Genomic DNA, 16,758 nt, shown 5'->3' on the forward strand with positions numbered 1-16,758 from the left:
ACATGACATTGACTCCCGTACTCACCCGGTATTGGGACGACCCGCAGTCGTGGACCATCGAGCACTACCGCGGCCACGACGGCTATCAGGCCATCCGCAAGGCCTTGCGGATGGAACCCGATGAGGTCATTCAGACCATCAAGGACGCCGGTCTGCGCGGCCGCGGCGGCGCGGGCTTCCCGACGGGGATGAAATGGAGCTTCATCCCGCAGGGCACAGGCCCGGACGGTGTCACCAAACCGCACTATCTCGTGGTCAATGCCGACGAGTCGGAGCCGGGCACCTGCAAGGACATTCCGCTCATGCTGGCCACTCCGCACACCCTCATCGAGGGCGTCATCATCGCGGCGTATGCGATTCGGGCGGCACACGCGTTCATCTATGTGCGCGGTGAGGTCGTGCCAGTGCTGCGACGGCTGCAGGCCGCGGTCGCGCAGGCATACGCCGCCGGATTCCTCGGAAAGAACATTCTCGGCTCCGGCTACGACCTGGAACTCATCGTGCACGCCGGTGCCGGTGCCTACATCTGCGGTGAGGAAACCGCGCTGCTGGATTCGCTGGAAGGGCGGCGCGGCCAGCCGCGACTGCGGCCACCGTTCCCGGCCGTCGCGGGTCTGTATGCCTGCCCGACGGTGGTCAACAATGTGGAATCCATTGCGAGCGTGCCGCCCATCATCCTGAACGGTACGGCCTGGTTCCGGTCCATGGGCAGTGAGAAGTCCCCGGGCTTCACGCTGTACTCGCTGTCGGGGCACGTGGCCCGGCCGGGGCAATACGAAGCGCCACTGGGCATTTCGCTGCGCGAACTGCTCGACTATGCCGGTGGTGTGCGCTCCGGACATCAGGTGAAGTTCTGGACGCCGGGCGGTTCGTCGACGCCGCTGTTCACCGACGAGCATCTCGACGTGCCACTGGACTACGAGGGCGTGGCCGGGGCGGGATCCATGTTGGGCACCAAGGCATTACAGATCTTCGACGACACCACCTGTGTGGTGCGTGCGGTGCTGCGCTGGACCGAGTTCTACGCCCACGAATCCTGTGGCAAGTGCACGCCCTGTCGCGAGGGCACCTACTGGCTCGTCCAACTGCTGAAGCGAATCGAGGCGGGCCGCGGCACCGAATCGGATCTGGAGAAGCTCCTCGATATCAGCGACACCATCAACGGCAAATCGTTCTGCGCACTCGGCGACGGTGCGGCCAGCCCGATCATCTCCTCGCTGAAGTACTTCCGCGAGGAATACGTCGACCATCTGCGGCTCGACGGCTGCCCGTTCGATCCCGCGCGATCCACCGCCTGGGCCGAAGGAGTAACCAAATGAGTACAGCATCGCGCAGCGATTCCGTGGGAGGTGGTGGCCGGGTGACGGGTGGGCCCGCCACCGTGAATACCGATACCAGCGGACTCGTTCCCGCTGACCTGGTCACCGTCACCATCGATGACACCCAGGTGAGTGTGCCCGCGGGCACCCTGCTCATCCGGGCCGCCGAACTCATCGGCATCCAGATCCCGCGCTTCTGCGATCATCCGCTACTGGACCCGGTCGGCGCGTGCCGTCAGTGTCTGGTCGAGGTAGAGGGGCAGCGCAAGCCGGTCGCTTCCTGCACCATGGCCGTCGCCGACGGCATGATCGTGCGCACTCAGCTGACCTCACCTCCGACCGCCAAGGCCCAGCAGGGAGTGATGGAGCTGCTGCTCATCAATCACCCCCTCGACTGTCCGGTCTGCGATAAGGGCGGTGAATGCCCGCTGCAGAACCAGGCGATGTCCAGTGGCCGCCCCGAAACCCGGTTCGACGGCGTGAAACGCATCTACCCCAAGCCGATTCCGCTGTCCACGGCGGTGCTGCTGGACCGGGAACGCTGTGTGCTGTGTGCCCGCTGCACCCGCTTCTCGCAGCAGGTCGCCGGAGATCCGTTCATCGAACTCATGGATCGCGGTGCGCTCGAACAGGTCGGCACCGCACAGGCCGAACCGTTCGACTCCTACTTCTCCGGCAATACCGTGCAGATCTGCCCGGTGGGTGCGCTCACCGGCACCAGCTACCGGTTCCGGGCCCGCCCCTTCGATCTGGTGTCCAGCCCGAGTGTCTGCGAGCACTGTGCATCGGGCTGCGCACAGCGCACCGACCATCGGCGCGGAAAAGTGTTGCGCCGCTTGGCGGGTGACGATCCGCAGGTCAACGAGGAGTGGAACTGCGACAAGGGGCGGTGGGCGTTCACCTACGCGACCGAGCGTGACCGGCTCACCACACCACTGGTGCGCGGCTGGGACGGCAACCTCGCCCCCGCGTCCTGGTCCGAGGCATTGGCCGCCGCAGCCGAGGGTCTGGCGTCGGCCTTCGGCAGTGCGGGCGTACTGATCGGCGGTCGCGTCACCGAGGAAGACGCCTACGCCTACGCCAAATTCGCCCGAGTTGCCTTGGGCACCAATGACATCGACTTCCGCGCCCGCGTGCATTCGGCCGAAGAGGCGGACTTCCTCGCCGCCCGTATCGCCGGACAGGGTGTCACTGTCGACTACGACGCCCTGGAGAACGCGCCGGTCGTACTGCTGGCCGGACTCGAGCCGGAAGAGGAGTCGCCGATCATCTACCTGCGGCTGCGGAAGGCGGCACGCAAGCGCGGTCTGCCGATCTTCTCGCTCGCCGCTTACTCCTCGCGCGGGCTGGACCGGATGTCGGGCACGCTGTTGCAAGCCGTGCCCGGGGCCGAACCTCATCTGCTCGATGCCATGCGTACCGGCGAGACCGACGCCGCCGCTTCGGCGACGGCCGCACAGCTGTTGCGTGAGCCGGGTGCGGTGGTGCTGGTCGGTGAGCGGATGGCCGGAATCCCCGGCGCATTGTCCGCTGCGGTCCGGCTCGCTGAAGAAACCGGTGCCGCCTTGGCCTGGGTGCCGCGGCGCGCCGGTGAACGCGGTGCGGTCGAGGCGGGTGCGCTGCCCGGCCTGCTGCCCGGTGGCCGACCGGTCGTGGATCCCCGTGCGCGCCAAGAGGTTCGCACCATCTGGAACGTCGCGGAATTGCCGGTCACCGCAGGCCGCGATACGGCAGCCATTCTGGAGGCCGCGCCGACCCTGGGCGCACTGGTCATCGGCGGCGTCGAGATCGCCGACATGCCGGACCCCAAGGCGGCGCTCGAGGCCATCGACGCCGCTCGCTTCGTGGTCAGCCTGGAGCTGCGGCACAGCGCGATCACCGAACGCGCCGATGTCGTCTTCCCGGTGGCCTCGGCAATGCAGAAATCCGGCACCTTCCGCACTTGGGAGGGCAGGCCGCGGCAATTCGATGCGGCACTCGGCGATTCGATGGTGCGCCGCGAACCCGCACCCCTGTCGGATCAGCGGGTGCTGCAGGCCATCGCGACCGAGATGGCGGTGGCGCTCGGCCTCCCCGATACCGAATCCGCACGCGCCGAACTCGCCGAACTCGGCGCCTGGGACGGTCCGCCGGTGCCCGCGCCCGCGCATCGGCCGCATCCGGTGACCCAACCCAATCCCGGCACCGCCATCCTGTCCGGCTGGCGCATGCTGCTGGATCAGGGGCGCATGCAGGACGGCGAGCCGAATCTGGCGGGTGTCGCGCGGCCGCCGGTGGTGCGGCTGTCCCCCGGCACCGCTGCCGAAATCGGTGCCGCCGATGACGATCCGATCATCGTCGCCACCGATCGCGGCACCATCACGCTGCCACTGCTGATCACCGATCTGCCCGATCGGGTCGTGTGGCTGCCGCTGAACTCGCCGGGCTGCTCGGTCAACGAACAGCTCGCCACCCAGCCGGGCGGTGTGGTGCAGCTGCACCGCGCCGACGAGAGGATGAAGGAACACCGCCATGAGTGATCTCTCTGTGTTCACTGCGGCGTCCACTTGGCCCTCCGTGGTTACGCAAGCCGCCTCCTCCGGGCCTGACGCTATCGCCGGTTTCGGCCACGACCCGCTGTGGCTCGTCATCGGGAAATCCCTGGCGATCTTCGCTTTCCTGCTGCTCACGCCGATGATGGCGGTGTATCTGGAGCGCAAGATCGTAGCCTGGATGCAGATGCGTATCGGACCGAACCGGGTCGGCCCCAAGGGCACGCTGCAGGCCCTGGCCGACGGCGTGAAGATGGCGCTGAAGGAAGATATCGTCCCGGCCATCGTCGACAAGCCGATTTTCATTCTGGCGCCGGTCATTTCGGTGGTGCCCGCGTTCATGGCGTTCGCGGTCATCCCGATCGGGCCGGAAGTTTCGATCCTCGGCCACCGGACCGCACTGCAGCTCACCGATCTGCCGGTGGCGGTGCTCTACATCCTGGCCATCACCTCGATCGGCGTGTACGGCATCGTGCTCGCGGGGTGGTCGTCGGGTTCGACATATCCGCTGCTGGGCGGGTTGCGCTCGACCGCGCAGGTGATCTCGTACGAGATCGCGATGGCGCTGTGCTTCGCGACGGTGTTCCTGCTCGGCGGCACCATGGCCACCTCTGGGATCGTGAAGGCGCAGGAGGGCACCTGGTACGTCTTCCTGCTGCTGCCCTCGTTCCTGATCTACTGCGTGTCGATGGTCGGTGAGACCAACCGTGCGCCGTTCGACCTGCCCGAGGCCGAGGGCGAGCTGGTCGGCGGCTTCCACACCGAATACTCCTCGCTCAAATTCGCCATGTTCATGATGGCCGAATACATCAATATGGCAACGGTTTCCGCGCTCGCCACCACGCTGTTCCTCGGTGGCTGGCACGCACCGTTCCCGATCAACCTGTGGGACGGCGCGAATTCCGGTTGGTGGCCGGCGTTGTGGTTCATCGCCAAGATGTGGACGTTCCTGTTCGTGTTCATCTGGTTGCGCGGCACGCTGCCCCGTCTGCGCTACGACCAGTTCATGAATCTCGGCTGGAAGCTGCTGATTCCGACCTCGCTGCTGTGGGTGATGCTGGTCGCCACCGCCCGGGTGTTGCAGAACGAGGGCTACAGGATTCAGACGCCGCTGCTGGTGATCAGCGGAATCATCATTTCCGGACTGATCGTGCTGATGTTCCTTCGGGCCGGTCGCAAACAGAGCGCGCCGCCAGCGGTCGAGCAACCCGCCTCGACCGAATCGGGCAGCGCGGTCTTCCTCGGCTTCCCGACGCCACCGCTGCCGGATCCATCGACGCGGCGTCCGGAACCCGAGGCAGGACTGCTGGAACCGTTGACCGGCTTCGCCGTCACCTTCCTGACCATGTTCAAGAAGCCCAATACCGAGTCCTATCCGGAACAGAAGGTGCCAACCGCGCCCCGCTATCACGGCCGCCATCAGCTCAATCGGCATCCGGATGGTCTCGAGAAGTGCATCGGCTGCGAGTTGTGCGCGTGGGCCTGCCCCGCGGACGCGATCTACGTCGAGGGCGCGGACAACACCGAGACCGAACGCTTTTCGCCGGGCGAGCGCTACGGACAGGTCTACCAGATCAACTATCTGCGCTGCATCGGCTGCGGATTGTGCATCGAAGCATGCCCGACCAGGGCGCTGACCATGACCAACGAGTACGAGATGGCCGATGACAATCGCGCCGATCTGATCTACGAGAAGGACCGGCTGCTCGCCCCCTTGCAGCCCGGTATGACCGCACCGCCGCACGCGATGTATCCCGGTGCGACGGAAGGCGATTACTACCGCGGCAATGTCCCCGGCGGGGAAAGTGGTTCGGATCCCAGGGAGCCCGCCGCCGCGGGTGCGGAAGGAGGCACGCGGTGACCGAATTCATTGTGGCCGCCCAAACATTGGCGGCAGAGCCACTGACCCATACCTCCACCGGCGAGGCCGTCCAATTCTGGATTCTCGGCCCGCTCGCCGTGATCGGCGCGTTCGGCATGGTTTTCGCGGGCAAGGCCGTGCATTCGGCGATCTGCCTGGCCGCCACCATGATCGTGCTCGCGACCTTCTATATGGCGCAGGACGCGCTGTTCCTCGGCGTCGTGCAGATCGTCGTCTACACCGGCGCGGTCATGATGCTGTTCCTGTTCGTGCTCATGCTGGTCGGCGTCGACTCCCCCGAATCGCTGGGGGAAACACTGCGCGGGCAGCGGCTCGCGGCGGCCGCGGTCGGTCTCGGCTTCGGGCTGCTGCTGATCAGCGGTATCGCCAACGGCATCCGCAACTCCGGAATCACTTATCCGGCAAAGGGATTCGCATATCAAGACGTGATCGGCCGACTCTCCGAACTGATCTTCGTCCGCTATGTGTGGGCCTTCGAACTCACCGGCGCACTGCTCATCACCGCCACCATCGGCGCGATGATCCTGGCGCACCGGGAGAGTTTCGGACCGCGTTCGGATCAGCGGGAACTCTCACGCCGCCGCTTCCGCAGCGCCTACGACCCGGCCCGGCCCTCCGATCGCGCCACCCCGCTGCCGACGCCCGGTGTATACGCCAGGCACAACGCGGTCGATATTCCGGCGCGGCTGCCGGACGGATCCTTCGAGGAGCTGTCGGTCAGCACCATCCTGCGGCATCGCCGCACCAGGGCGCTCACCGAGGCGGCGGTCATCTCGGTCGGCACAACCCCGACCTTCGCCTCGGACGTCGAGGAGCCCGAAACCCCCGCCCGCGAGGCAGACGAGGAAGGCAAGCGGTGAATCCTGAGAACTACCTGTTCCTGTCCGCCCTGCTGTTCACCATCGGCGCGGCCGGTGTGCTGCTGCGGCGCAACGCCATTGTGGTGTTCATGTGCATCGAGCTGATGCTCAATGCGGTCAATCTCGCCTTCGTCACCTTCGCCAGGCTGCATTCGAATCTGGACGGTCAGGTGTTCGCGTTCTTCACCATGGTGGTGGCCGCGGCCGAAGTCGTCGTCGGACTGGCCATCATCATGACCATCTTCCGCACCCGCCGTTCGACCTCGGTCGACGACGCCAACCTGCTGAAGTTCTGACGTGGATACCGCAACGCTCTGGGTGCTGCCCGCACTACCGCTGGCCGGTGCCGTCGTGCTGCTGCTGATCGGGCGCTTCAGCGATAAGTGGGGGCATCTGCTCGGCTGTGCCACCGCGCTGGCCTCGTTCGGCTTCGCCGTCGTCGCGTTCTTCCACATGCTCGACCGCGACGATGCCGCCCGCGCAATCCACAAGGACTTTTTCAGCTGGGTGCCGGTCGACGGGTTGCAGGTGGATTTCAGCCTCCAATTGGACCAGCTGTCGGTGTGTTTCGCGCTGCTGATCACCGGCGTCGGATCGCTGATCCACATCTACTCCGTCGGCTACATGAACCACGATCCGGGACGGCGGCGGTTCTTCGCCTACCTGAATCTGTTCCTGGCGGCCATGCTGCTGCTGGTGCTGGCAGACAACTACCTGGTGCTGTATCTGGGCTGGGAAGGCGTCGGTCTGGCCTCCTACCTGTTGATCGGTTTCTGGTACCACAAGCCGACCGCGGCGACCGCGGCCAAGAAGGCGTTCGTGGTCAACCGGGTCGGTGATATGGGGTTGGCGATCGCCATGTTCACCATGTTCGCGACCTTCGGCTCGATCGACTTCGGCTCGGTGTTCGCGACCGCGCCGCAGGCGGGCGAGGGGACGCTCACCGCGATCGGGTTGTTGCTGCTGCTGGCCGCGTGCGGGAAATCCGCGCAGGTGCCGCTGCAGTCCTGGCTCGGTGACGCGATGGAGGGTCCGACACCGGTCTCCGCGCTGATCCACGCGGCCACCATGGTGACGGCGGGTGTGTATCTGATCGCGCGCTCCGGGCCCATCTTCGATCTCGCGCCCGATGCGCGGCTCGGTGTGGTGCTGGTCGGCGCGGTGACACTGCTGTTCGGTGCCATCGTCGGTTGCGCGAAGGACGACATCAAGAAGGCACTCGCGGCGTCCACCATGAGCCAGATCGGTTATATGGTGCTCGCCGCAGGCCTCGGCCCGGCCGGATACGCGATCGCCATCATGCATCTGCTCACCCACGGCTTCTTCAAGGCCGGGCTGTTCCTCGGCGCCGGATCGGTCATGCACGCGATGGACGACGAGACCGACATGCGCCGCTACGGCGGACTGCGCAAACTCCTGCCGGTCACCTACGTCACCTTCGGGCTCGGCTATCTGGCGATCATCGGAGTCCCGCCGTTCGCCGGATTCTTCTCCAAGGATCGAATCATCGAGGCGGCGTTCAACCAGGGCGGCGCAAGCGGTGTGGCACTGGGTGCGGTCACGCTGTTCGGTGCCGGGCTGACCGCGTTCTACATGACGCGGGTGATGATGCTGACGTTCTTCGGCGAGCCTCGCTGGCCTGAACACTTACGCGGCTCCGCCGCGGGGGCTGACACCCATCCGCACGAGGCACCCGCGGTGATGACCGGCCCGATGATTCTGCTCGCGATCGGTTCGGTGGCCGCGGGTGGTCTGTTCGTCTTCGGGTCGTCGCTGCAGAACTGGCTCGAACCTGTGGTCGGAGCGCATCACGGCGAGGAGGTCGTGCCCGCGGGCGTGGTGACCGTGCTGGCGCTGCTCGTGGTCGCCGTCGGAATCGGCTTGGCCTACAACCAGTTCGCACAGCGTGAGGTTCCCGAGACCGCACCGGAAGCGGTGTCGGCGTTGACGATCGCGGCTCGCAAGGATCTCTACGGCGACGCGGTCAACGAGGGCGTATTCATGCGTCCAGGCGCCTATCTGACCCGGTCGCTGGTCTTCCTCGACAATCGCGGCATCGACGGCATCGTCAACGGCACCGCCGCACTGATCGGCGGGCTGTCCGGGCGAATCCGGAAAGTGCAGTCCGGCTTCGTCCGGTCATATGCCCTGTCCATGTTCACCGGCGCGGCACTGGTTGCCGCCGCCCTGCTGGCAGTGAGGCTCTGGTGAGTGACTTTCCCTGGTTGACCACGCTGTGGTTATTGCCGGTTGTCGGCGCGGTGGTGGTGCTGCTGTTGCCCGCATCGCAGCGCACCCTGGCGCGCGGGCTGGCATTCGTTGTCGCATCGGCGGTGCTGGTGCTCGGCATCATATTGGCCGTGCGCTTCGAACCCGGTGGGGCGCAATATCAGTTCGTCGAATCGCACGAGTGGATTCCGGCCTTCGGCGCGGGCTACACCCTCGGGTTGGACGGGATCGCGCTGGTGCTGGTGCTGCTCACCGCGGCGCTGGTGCCGCTGCTGATCCTGGCCGGCTGGAACGATGAGCGCGAGGTCGGCAGCGGGCGGCGAGTGTCGCACACCTATGTCGCGTTGACGTTGCTCGTCGAGGCGATGGTGCTGATTTCCTTTGTCTCGCTCGACATTCTGCTGTTCTACGTGTTCTTCGAGGCGATGCTCGTCCCGATGTACTTCCTCATCGGCGGATTCGGGCCGCGCAGCGCCGATCTGGCCCATCGCCAGCAGCGCTCCCGGGCGGCGGTGAAATTCCTGCTGTACAACCTGTTCGGCGGTCTGATCATGTTGGCCGCGGTGATCGGGTTGTACGTGCTCACCGCGCGACAGGGGCTCGGATCCGGTTCGTCGGGCACCTTCGATTTCCGCACCGTGGTGGCGGCGGCCAATGCCGGACAGCTCGGCGCCGGCCCGGCGGTGCTGAATGCGCTGTTCCTCGGATTCATGTTCGCCTTCGCGGTGAAGGCGCCGCTGTGGCCGTTGCACACCTGGCTGCCCGATGCGGCGGTGGCGGCGACGCCGTCGAGTGCGGTGTTGATGATGGCGGTGGTCGACAAGGTCGGCACCTTCGGCATGTTGCGCTACTGCCTGCTGCTGTTCCCGGATGCCTCGGGAACCTTTGCGCCCCTGGTGATCACGCTCGCGGTAATCGGCATCATCTACGGCGCGTTGCTGGCCATCGGACAGACCGATGTGATGCGGCTGATCGCCTACACCTCGATCTCGCACTTCGGATTCATCATTCTGGGCATCTTCGCGATGACCAGTCAGGGGCAGACCGGGGCCACGTTGTACATGGTCAATCACGGGATCTCGACCGCGGCGCTGTTCCTGATCGCGGGATTCCTGGTGTCGCGCAGGGGAACTCGGACCATCGCCGCCTACGGCGGGGTGCAGAAGGTGGCGCCGGTGCTGGCGGGTACCTTCTTCATCGCCGGTCTGGCCACGCTGTCGCTGCCGGGACTGGCACCGTTCATCAGCGAATTCCTGGTGCTGCTCGGCACATTCAGCCGATATGGATTCGCGGCGGTGATCGCGACCGGTGCGCTGGTGTTGGCCGCGCTGTATGTGCTGTGGATGTACCAGCGGATGATGACCGGACCGGTCAAGGAGGGTAACGAGCGCCTCTATGACCTGGTGCCGCGCGAGTTGGCGGTGGTGGTGCCGTTGATCGCGGCGCTGCTGTTCCTCGGTATCTACCCGAAACCGGTGCTGGACTTCATCAATCCCGCGGTGGGTCAGACGCTGACCACCATCGGCGTCCATGATCCCGCGCCGAAGACGCCCGCGATCCCCGCAGCGGGGGCCGATCACGGAGGTGCCCACAAATGAGTAGTCTGCTCGCGGCGAGTATGCCCGCACCGAGCATCGAATACGCCAAATTGTCGCCGATGCTGATCGTGTTCGGGGTGGCGGTGGTCGGGGTGCTCGTCGAGGCGTTCGCGCCGCGCCGCCACAGGTATGCCATCCAGGTGCCGCTCGGGCTGGCCGGGTTGGTGGCGGCGCTGGTCGCGGTGGTGCGGTTGTCCGGGACCGAGGCGACCGTGATGGTCGGCGCGGTGGCGATCGACGGTGTCACGCTGTTCTTGCAGGGCACGATTCTGGTCGTGTCGATTCTGGCGCTGCTGTTCATGGCCGAACGCGGTTCCGAGCCGCGACCGCAGGTGCGTTCCGGTCCCGGGACGTGGAGTGTTGCCGCGGCCGCCGTCGGCGGCGGCGTGGACGCGTTCACTCCGCAGGCCTCCGCGGTACCCGGCAGCGCGGGTGAAATGGCCGCAGTCCGTGCGGGTATCGCGACGACCGAAGTGTTCCCGCTGACCATGCTCGCGATCGGTGGGCTGCTGCTGTTCCCGGCGTCGAACGATCTGCTGACCATGTTCGTGGCGTTGGAAGTGTTGTCGCTGCCGCTGTATCTGCTCTGTGGGCTGGCTCGGCGCAAGCGCTTGCTCTCGCAGGAAGCCGCGCTGAAATACTTTCTGCTCGGAGCGTTTTCGTCCGCGTTCTTCCTCTATGGCGTTGCGCTGCTGTACGGGCAGGCAGGCACGGTCGAGCTCGGTGGGATCGCCGACGCGATAACCCAGCATCCGCAGAACACCACCCTGGCGTTGCTCGGTGTGGCAATGCTGGCGGTGGGGCTGCTGTTCAAGATCGGCGCGGTGCCGTTCCAGTCCTGGGTGCCAGACGTGTATCAGGGTGCACCCAGTTCGGTTACCGGGTTCATGGCCGCGGCCACGAAAATCGCCGCAGTCGGCGCGCTGCTGCGGGTGCTGCAGATCGCCGTGCCCGGTCTGCGGGACGACTGGCGTCCGGTGCTCGCCGCCATCGCCATCGCGACCATGGTGATCGGCGCGGTCATGGCGATCACCCAGACCGACGTCAAACGCATGCTCGCCTACTCCTCGGTCGCGCATGCCGGATTCATCCTGACCGGTCTCGTTGCGGCGAACGAGGCCGGTACCTCGGCGATCCTGTTCTATCTGTTGGCGTACGGCCTCGGCACGCTCGGTGCGTTCGCGGTCGTCAGCTTGGTCCGCGATGCCGACGGTGACGAGGCCACCGCCATGTCCCAGTGGTCGGGCCTCGGCCGCCGCTCCCCCTGGCTGGCAACGGTTTTCGCCCTGTTTCTGCTGTCCTTCGCGGGGCTGCCCCTGACCGGCGGCTTCGTCGCCAAGTTCGCGGTCTTCCAAGCCGCCGCCTCCGGCAGCGCCGGCTACCTGGTGATCGTCGGCGTCATCTCCAGCGCCATCGCCGCCTTCTTCTACATCCGCGTCATCGTCCTGATGTTCTTCACCGACCCGCCCACCGATGCCCCGACCGTCGCGGCACCATTCCTCACCACCACAGTCGTCGCATTCACCGCGGGCGCCACCGTACTGCTCGGCATCATCCCGCAAATGCTGCTCGACTTGTCCGACCGCGCATCAACTTTCGTCCGCTGAGCCCGTCACGACATCGCCGCACCCTACTCGGGTGCGGCGATGTCGTGTTTCACGATGTGCCCGAGTCGCGCGTGGCAGCGTAGAGGAACATGTCGCGTCGGGTGCCGCCGATCTCCTCGTAGCTGTGCAGCAGACCTTCGCGCAGGTATCCGCCGGATTCCGCGACGCGGATCGAGCCGGTGTTCCATGGCTCGATATAGAGCTCGATGCGGTGCAAAGTGCGGATGGTCCAGGCAAAATTTGTCAGGGCTTGTATTGCGGCCCCACCGACCGATTCGCGCCCCGATCGGATCCGTCTCGAACAGCTACCTCCGGCGTATTGACATCACACCAGGTCGGCGACCTCCAGGTAGAGCTGTCGCTCGATGGCGATGTCGACGAGGAAACCTTGCCGGCCGCCTGCGGTGTCGGTCGCATGGAACGCCGCCACCGCCGTCTCGCCGATCCGCAGTCGCTGGCCGGCGAAATCGCGCTGTCCCAGGATGATCGGCTGCGCCTGGTCGAACACTAGCTCGGTGACATCCACGGATAGCGGGGCGCCGAGCAGGTCGGTGACGGTGCCGGGGATGAGCCGGGCGGAGACGATTTGGTCGAAGCTCGGCCGCCGCACGATGCGGTGCGCCACATACATTTTGCCCTCCCTGCCGAAGCACAGATGGGTCAGCAGTTCCGCAGTCCGCAGGGGGTGCGGATCGAGCTGGGTGAAGGACACGATGTTGCGCACGGTGGCCATGACGTCACGTGCGATCACGATGCCGCCGCGCTCGAGATGACCGCGAACAAGGTTGCCCCGGAACGTGGTTCGCGGATGAGCGGTGCGCGGATCCAGGTCGGCGAGTGCGAGGTCCGCCGGTTCGAAGGCGTGGCCGCCGCGGAATCCGGTGCGTCGATCGGCGCCGAGCGCCCGACTGCCGTGCTGGTCCAACTCGATATCGAGCAGCACCTGAAAGTCGAACGGCGAGAAGAACATCGGCCGATGCGAGAAATAGCAGTCGGTGCCGGTCCCGAAGACCACCATCCCGTGTGTCCCGACCGTCGGCGCCGACCGATATGGACCCGCATATCTGGCGGTATATCTCGCCGTCCTGGTGAACATCCCGCTCATGAGGACGCTCCTTTCTTCTCCCTCCCCTAGCCTGGCCCGAGTAGATCCCCGTGCCACGAGTGTCCGGCTACTCGAATCCCCGACCCCCGCTACTCGGCCTCCCCGATCCGATATGCCCGCTTTATGCTCCACGATCCTCCGATCGCGCCGCCTCGGCAATCGGTCATGACCTGGACATACGGGTCGCCGGTAGCTGCCCTGGCGAAAGGCGGCGCAAACCGGCCCAGCACCGAGGCACGCGGCGGCCGTGAGGCTGCGGATCTGCCCGGCGCTGCGGCTGCGACGTCAGTTGTAGGACTTGGTGACGCTGTCGATCAGGTGTTCGAGGGTGTCGATCGTGGGTGTGTCGATCACATCGATCACGTCGGCGGGCACCGGGACGTAGTTGTCGGCGGCGACCTTGGCGAATTGGCTGGCGTCGCTGGTGCGGAAACCGTGTTCGGCGGCGAGGCGCTGCAGGTCCGGGTCGGTGGCCAGCAGGCGGCCGATACGATCGCCGGGCGCGGTGAGCGGCACCAGGGTGTGCTGGGAGACCACGGTCGGGGACGGGTAGGCCAGCACCATGCCGGGTTTGATCTGGCCGCGGACGGTCGCCTCGACGAACTGTGCCTCGTAGATCCAGACCATGGGCGTCGGGCCCATACCCGTCGCAAGGTACTCGCGGAACGGGCCGTCGGTGGAGTTCTCGGTGTAGCCCTGGCGCACGAACAATCGCGACACCGTGGGCAGCACGGCCTGCTCGGCGGCCGGGCCCTGCACGATGGTGTTGTCATTGGCGACGTGGCTCGCGATGGCCAGGTACATGGCGGCCGAGTTGGAGGTCCGTGGGTCCGTCGTGGAGACCAGGATGTTCTTGTGCACCGGGTAGACGGTGTTGTCGCGGAGTTTGTCCCATTCGACATCGGTGCGCACGAGTTCGAGGTACCTGGCCATATCGAAGGTCGGGACCGCCCCCGGACGCACCACACCCGCCGCGGTCAGCAGATCGGCGATGGGCTGGAAGGTCGCGATCGCCATGGGTGAGGAGAACGGCGTGTACTTTGTGCTGATATTGCGTGCCCGCTGAATCCGTTCCGCCGCAGGCGCACTCGACGGAAACGCGAAGTCGTACTTCCCGAGATCGATGGAGGTCGCGATCTGCCGCGATCCGGCCGGATCGACCTCAGCTCGGACACCCTTGCGGGCCAAGGCTTCCACAACACGCGGGTCTTCGAAGAAGGCCATCTTCTCCGAGCCGACGACACCGTGCACCGTGGTCAGCGCTGCTGTCGCGCCGGCCGCCGCGGGCTGGTCGGGCTGTCGCACCGCGAAGCCGACCACCAGCGCGAGGACGACGACCACAACCGCCGCCGCGAGTGCCATGAGCCGCTTGTCGGCGACCAGCTTGCCGCGGGACGCAACGATCCGGCTCATCCCCCGCGCCGGATCGGGCTGGCGACTCGGGTTCGGTTGCGCGACAATGCTTTCGGACTCGGCCTCTGGTGTCGATGCCGCCAGTTCACGGCGCGCGATCCGCTCGATGAGAATCGGGACGAATTCCCGCACCGGATGGCCTTCGAACCGCTGCCGCGCGGTGCCCACCACGCTCTGCACCTGATCGGCCGGGTAGTCGTCGACCAAGCGGTCGGTCAACCGCTGAATTGCCTGCTCTTCGCGGACAGTAACGACACCCACCACAGTCTCCTCGGCGTCACATCGATCTCCGGTCGCGACAGCACCCAGCCCTGCCGCGCCGCCGAACGCTACCGAAATTTTCGGTCGGCATTACACCGGTGAACCCCCCAATGCTGGCGGGTGAGTCCCATTTCGACTGTGTCCCTGCGCATCTGCCGTGACCGCTATCCGCAGCGTCTGCCCAGGTCAGGGCAGAAACAGCGGCCCGGCCGCCATCTCGTCGACGGTTCGGGTCGCCCAGGGCCGGTCCCGAATTCGCGTTGAGAGTTCAACGTGCCATTCACCTTTCGTCACCCGGTGTTGTCCGCAAGTTTCCACCCCACCCGCGCACCACCGCGAACCGACAAGTCACTTCGCACACCGCGCCCCGACACACACCATCGGAGGGAAAGCTCGATGCGTCGCGCGGTGCGTCCTTGTGCGCGAGGCCCGGACAGTGTGCGACAACCGGTCGGTCGGCGCGCGGCGCGATAGTTACTGCGCGTCGACGCGACGCGGCCGCGGGTTCACGGTGCGATCATGGCCTGGATGTCGGGCAGGTTGCCGATCCGCTGCGTCACGGGGCGGCCCGGGGCGTCGACTTGAGGGGAACCGGTTGCGCGGAGTCGGGCCCGTACCTCCGACGGTGTCTTGCGGCCGGCGGCCGCGGCGGCCAAGCCTTGGTAACTGGCGATAGAGCCGACGACGATCGGGGATGCGCTGGAGGTTCCGCTGAAAGTGTCTGTGTACCAGTAGTCTTCGTCGGCGCCGCCCTGCAGGTCGCCGTATCCGGTGGTGGTGACTTCGAGGCCCCAGCCTTGGGCGTCCACGCGGGATCCGTAGTTGGAGAAGGCGAGTCGCGAGCGTGCGGGTCCGTGATCGCGGCCGTGGAATCCGGGTGGCGGGGCGCCCGCACCGACCAGGATGGCGCCGGAGTCGGCGGCGGCGCCGCGGAACGGGTTGCGCCATGAGGTCGGGAAGTCGGCGGGTCGGGTGTCGTAGAGGGCGCTGTCGAGGTCTTCCGAACCGTTGCCCGCCGCGCCCACCACGATGACCCCACGTCCGATCGCGTATCGGATGGCCGCCCAGTCGTCGGGCCACCATTCGATCGCGATGTATCCGGCCTGGTCTTCACGGTTCTGGAAGTTGTTGCGGGGTCCGGGCCGGTGCAGTTCGAGCAGGATGATGTCGCCCGCGGTCAGCGCGTCGGCCGCGGTGCGGATGGCGGCCGCGGAGCCCGCGTCGAATACCGAGACCGCGCGGATGGCGGCATCGGCGGCAATGCCGGTGATGCCGAAGGTGTTCACATCACCGCTGATCTCCCCGGCCACCGCGGTGCCGTGATTGCGCCAGCCCGCATCCGCCGACGGGGCACCGCCGATCACACCGCCCTGGTTCGCCAGCAGGTCTTCGTGGCTGAACCGCCAGGCGCCCTCCACGTCGACAATGCGCACGCCCGCGCCGCGACCGCCTGGTCGGGTCCAGGCCCAGCGTGCGTTCACACCTTGTGGCGCGGCGTCCAGATAACCCTGTCGGGCTTGGAAATCCGGTGTCACGGGTGGCGCGTCCTCGAGCCGACGTGCCACGATATCGCCCAGCACGACCGGTGGTGCGATCGGCGGTTCCGCGGGCGGTTTGACGTAGGCCGCCTCGACCGCGTCGTCGGCGCGCAGTCGGTCCGCGATCGCCTCGAGTTCATCGCTGACCCCGCGCACGGCAAAGTAGTTCAGGTATTCCGCGCCCACATCCTCTCGAGCGGTGCCCGCGATCCGCTGCGGCAGCCGATTGGGCGGCCCGAAGATGCGCACCGGCGCACCACCTTCCGGCAGCAACTCGACCAGCCTCGATTGTGCCGCGAGACTCTCACGCACCGCATGGGGATCGATGCCCGCTCGGGCACCGTGGGTGACGACGATCAGTTCCGAACCGCTATCGGTGCGTGCCATGATCGATAGTTAACCCGCCCCATGATCA

12 protein-coding genes are annotated in these 16,758 nt (G+C 66.4%); 8 read left to right on the top strand and 4 right to left on the bottom strand.

The genetic code is table 11. The annotated features are described in order from the left end of the window. Window positions 1–2: 2 nt before the first annotated feature. Genes nuoF through nuoN form a run of 8 tightly spaced genes read left to right on the top strand, consistent with a single transcriptional unit; the run spans window position 3 to window position 12,026 of the window. Entirely contained in the window at window positions 3–1,319 is a 1,317-nt protein-coding gene (gene nuoF, locus ACQPXH_RS16615) for an NADH-quinone oxidoreductase subunit NuoF (protein ID WP_433603216.1), read from the top strand. Then, window positions 1,316–3,838 carry an NADH-quinone oxidoreductase subunit G gene (locus ACQPXH_RS16620; protein ID WP_433603217.1) on the top strand — a complete coding sequence of 841 codons (2,523 nt, stop codon included), beginning with the start codon at window positions 1,316–1,318 and terminating at the stop codon, window positions 3,836–3,838. The genes nuoF and ACQPXH_RS16620 overlap by 4 nt, the downstream gene beginning before the upstream one ends. Further along, window positions 3,831–5,711, top strand: coding sequence for an NADH-quinone oxidoreductase subunit NuoH (gene nuoH, locus ACQPXH_RS16625; protein ID WP_433603218.1), 1,881 nt, complete (start codon window positions 3,831–3,833; stop codon window positions 5,709–5,711). Before ACQPXH_RS16620 ends, nuoH begins: the two co-directional genes overlap by 8 nt. Next, complete coding sequence (locus tag ACQPXH_RS16630; RefSeq protein ID WP_433603219.1) at window positions 5,708–6,592, top strand: NADH-quinone oxidoreductase subunit J; 885 nt, start codon at window positions 5,708–5,710, stop codon at window positions 6,590–6,592. The genes nuoH and ACQPXH_RS16630 overlap by 4 nt, the downstream gene beginning before the upstream one ends. After that, on the top strand, window positions 6,589–6,888 hold the full coding sequence (nuoK, locus tag ACQPXH_RS16635) for an NADH-quinone oxidoreductase subunit NuoK (RefSeq protein ID WP_062982135.1): 300 nt from the start codon (window positions 6,589–6,591) through the stop codon (window positions 6,886–6,888). Before ACQPXH_RS16630 ends, nuoK begins: the two co-directional genes overlap by 4 nt. Before the next feature lies 1 nt (window position 6,889). Further along, on the top strand, window positions 6,890–8,803 hold the full coding sequence (gene nuoL, locus ACQPXH_RS16640) for an NADH-quinone oxidoreductase subunit L (protein WP_433603220.1): 1,914 nt from the start codon (window positions 6,890–6,892) through the stop codon (window positions 8,801–8,803). Continuing rightward, window positions 8,800–10,419 (top strand): NADH-quinone oxidoreductase subunit M, encoded by a 1,620-nt coding sequence (locus tag ACQPXH_RS16645; protein WP_433603221.1) that lies wholly within the window; start codon window positions 8,800–8,802, stop codon window positions 10,417–10,419. Before nuoL ends, ACQPXH_RS16645 begins: the two co-directional genes overlap by 4 nt. After that, entirely contained in the window at window positions 10,416–12,026 is a 1,611-nt protein-coding gene (gene nuoN / locus ACQPXH_RS16650; RefSeq protein WP_433603222.1) for an NADH-quinone oxidoreductase subunit NuoN, read from the top strand. The genes ACQPXH_RS16645 and nuoN overlap by 4 nt, the downstream gene beginning before the upstream one ends. A 49-nt stretch (window positions 12,027–12,075) precedes the next feature. Here nuoN and ACQPXH_RS16655 read toward each other — a convergent pair whose 3' ends face one another. The 4 genes from ACQPXH_RS16655 to ACQPXH_RS16670 all read right to left on the bottom strand — a co-directional run bounded on the left by ACQPXH_RS16655 (window position 12,076) and on the right by ACQPXH_RS16670 (window position 16,730). After that, window positions 12,076–12,243 carry a GNAT family N-acetyltransferase gene (locus ACQPXH_RS16655; protein WP_433603223.1) on the bottom strand — a complete coding sequence of 56 codons (168 nt, stop codon included), beginning with the start codon at window positions 12,241–12,243 and terminating at the stop codon, window positions 12,076–12,078. A gap of 108 nt (window positions 12,244–12,351) precedes the next feature. After that, window positions 12,352–13,131 (bottom strand): hypothetical protein, encoded by a 780-nt coding sequence (locus ACQPXH_RS16660; protein WP_433603224.1) that lies wholly within the window; start codon window positions 13,129–13,131, stop codon window positions 12,352–12,354. A gap of 285 nt (window positions 13,132–13,416) precedes the next feature. Continuing rightward, the gene (locus ACQPXH_RS16665) at window positions 13,417–14,805 is read right to left on the bottom strand and encodes a three-helix bundle dimerization domain-containing protein (RefSeq protein WP_433603225.1); all 1,389 of its coding nucleotides are present in this window, start codon (window positions 14,803–14,805) and stop codon (window positions 13,417–13,419) included. A 506-nt stretch (window positions 14,806–15,311) separates the two neighbouring features. Next, the gene (locus tag ACQPXH_RS16670) at window positions 15,312–16,730 is read right to left on the bottom strand and encodes a S8 family serine peptidase (RefSeq protein ID WP_433603226.1); all 1,419 of its coding nucleotides are present in this window, start codon (window positions 16,728–16,730) and stop codon (window positions 15,312–15,314) included. Between the last annotated feature and the right edge of the window lie 28 nt (window positions 16,731–16,758).

The sequence above is a fragment of the Nocardia sp. CA-135953 genome, from assembly GCF_050955735.1.
GTDB lineage: Bacteria > Actinomycetota > Actinomycetes > Mycobacteriales > Mycobacteriaceae > Nocardia.

What these genes read in the sequence shown, in the direction of transcription:
- nuoF (WP_433603216.1), top strand. Translation starts at nt 3, where the DNA reads ATGACATTGACTCCCGTACTCACCCGGTATTGGGACGACCCGCAGTCG.
- ACQPXH_RS16620 (WP_433603217.1), top strand. Translation starts at nt 1,316, where the DNA reads ATGAGTACAGCATCGCGCAGCGATTCCGTGGGAGGTGGTGGCCGGGTG.
- ACQPXH_RS16670 (WP_433603226.1), bottom strand. Translation starts at nt 16,730, where the DNA reads ATGGCACGCACCGATAGCGGTTCGGAACTGATCGTCGTCACCCACGGT.
- nuoN (WP_433603222.1), top strand. Translation starts at nt 10,416, where the DNA reads ATGAGTAGTCTGCTCGCGGCGAGTATGCCCGCACCGAGCATCGAATAC.
- ACQPXH_RS16660 (WP_433603224.1), bottom strand. Translation starts at nt 13,131, where the DNA reads ATGAGCGGGATGTTCACCAGGACGGCGAGATATACCGCCAGATATGCG.
- nuoH (WP_433603218.1), top strand. Translation starts at nt 3,831, where the DNA reads ATGAGTGATCTCTCTGTGTTCACTGCGGCGTCCACTTGGCCCTCCGTG.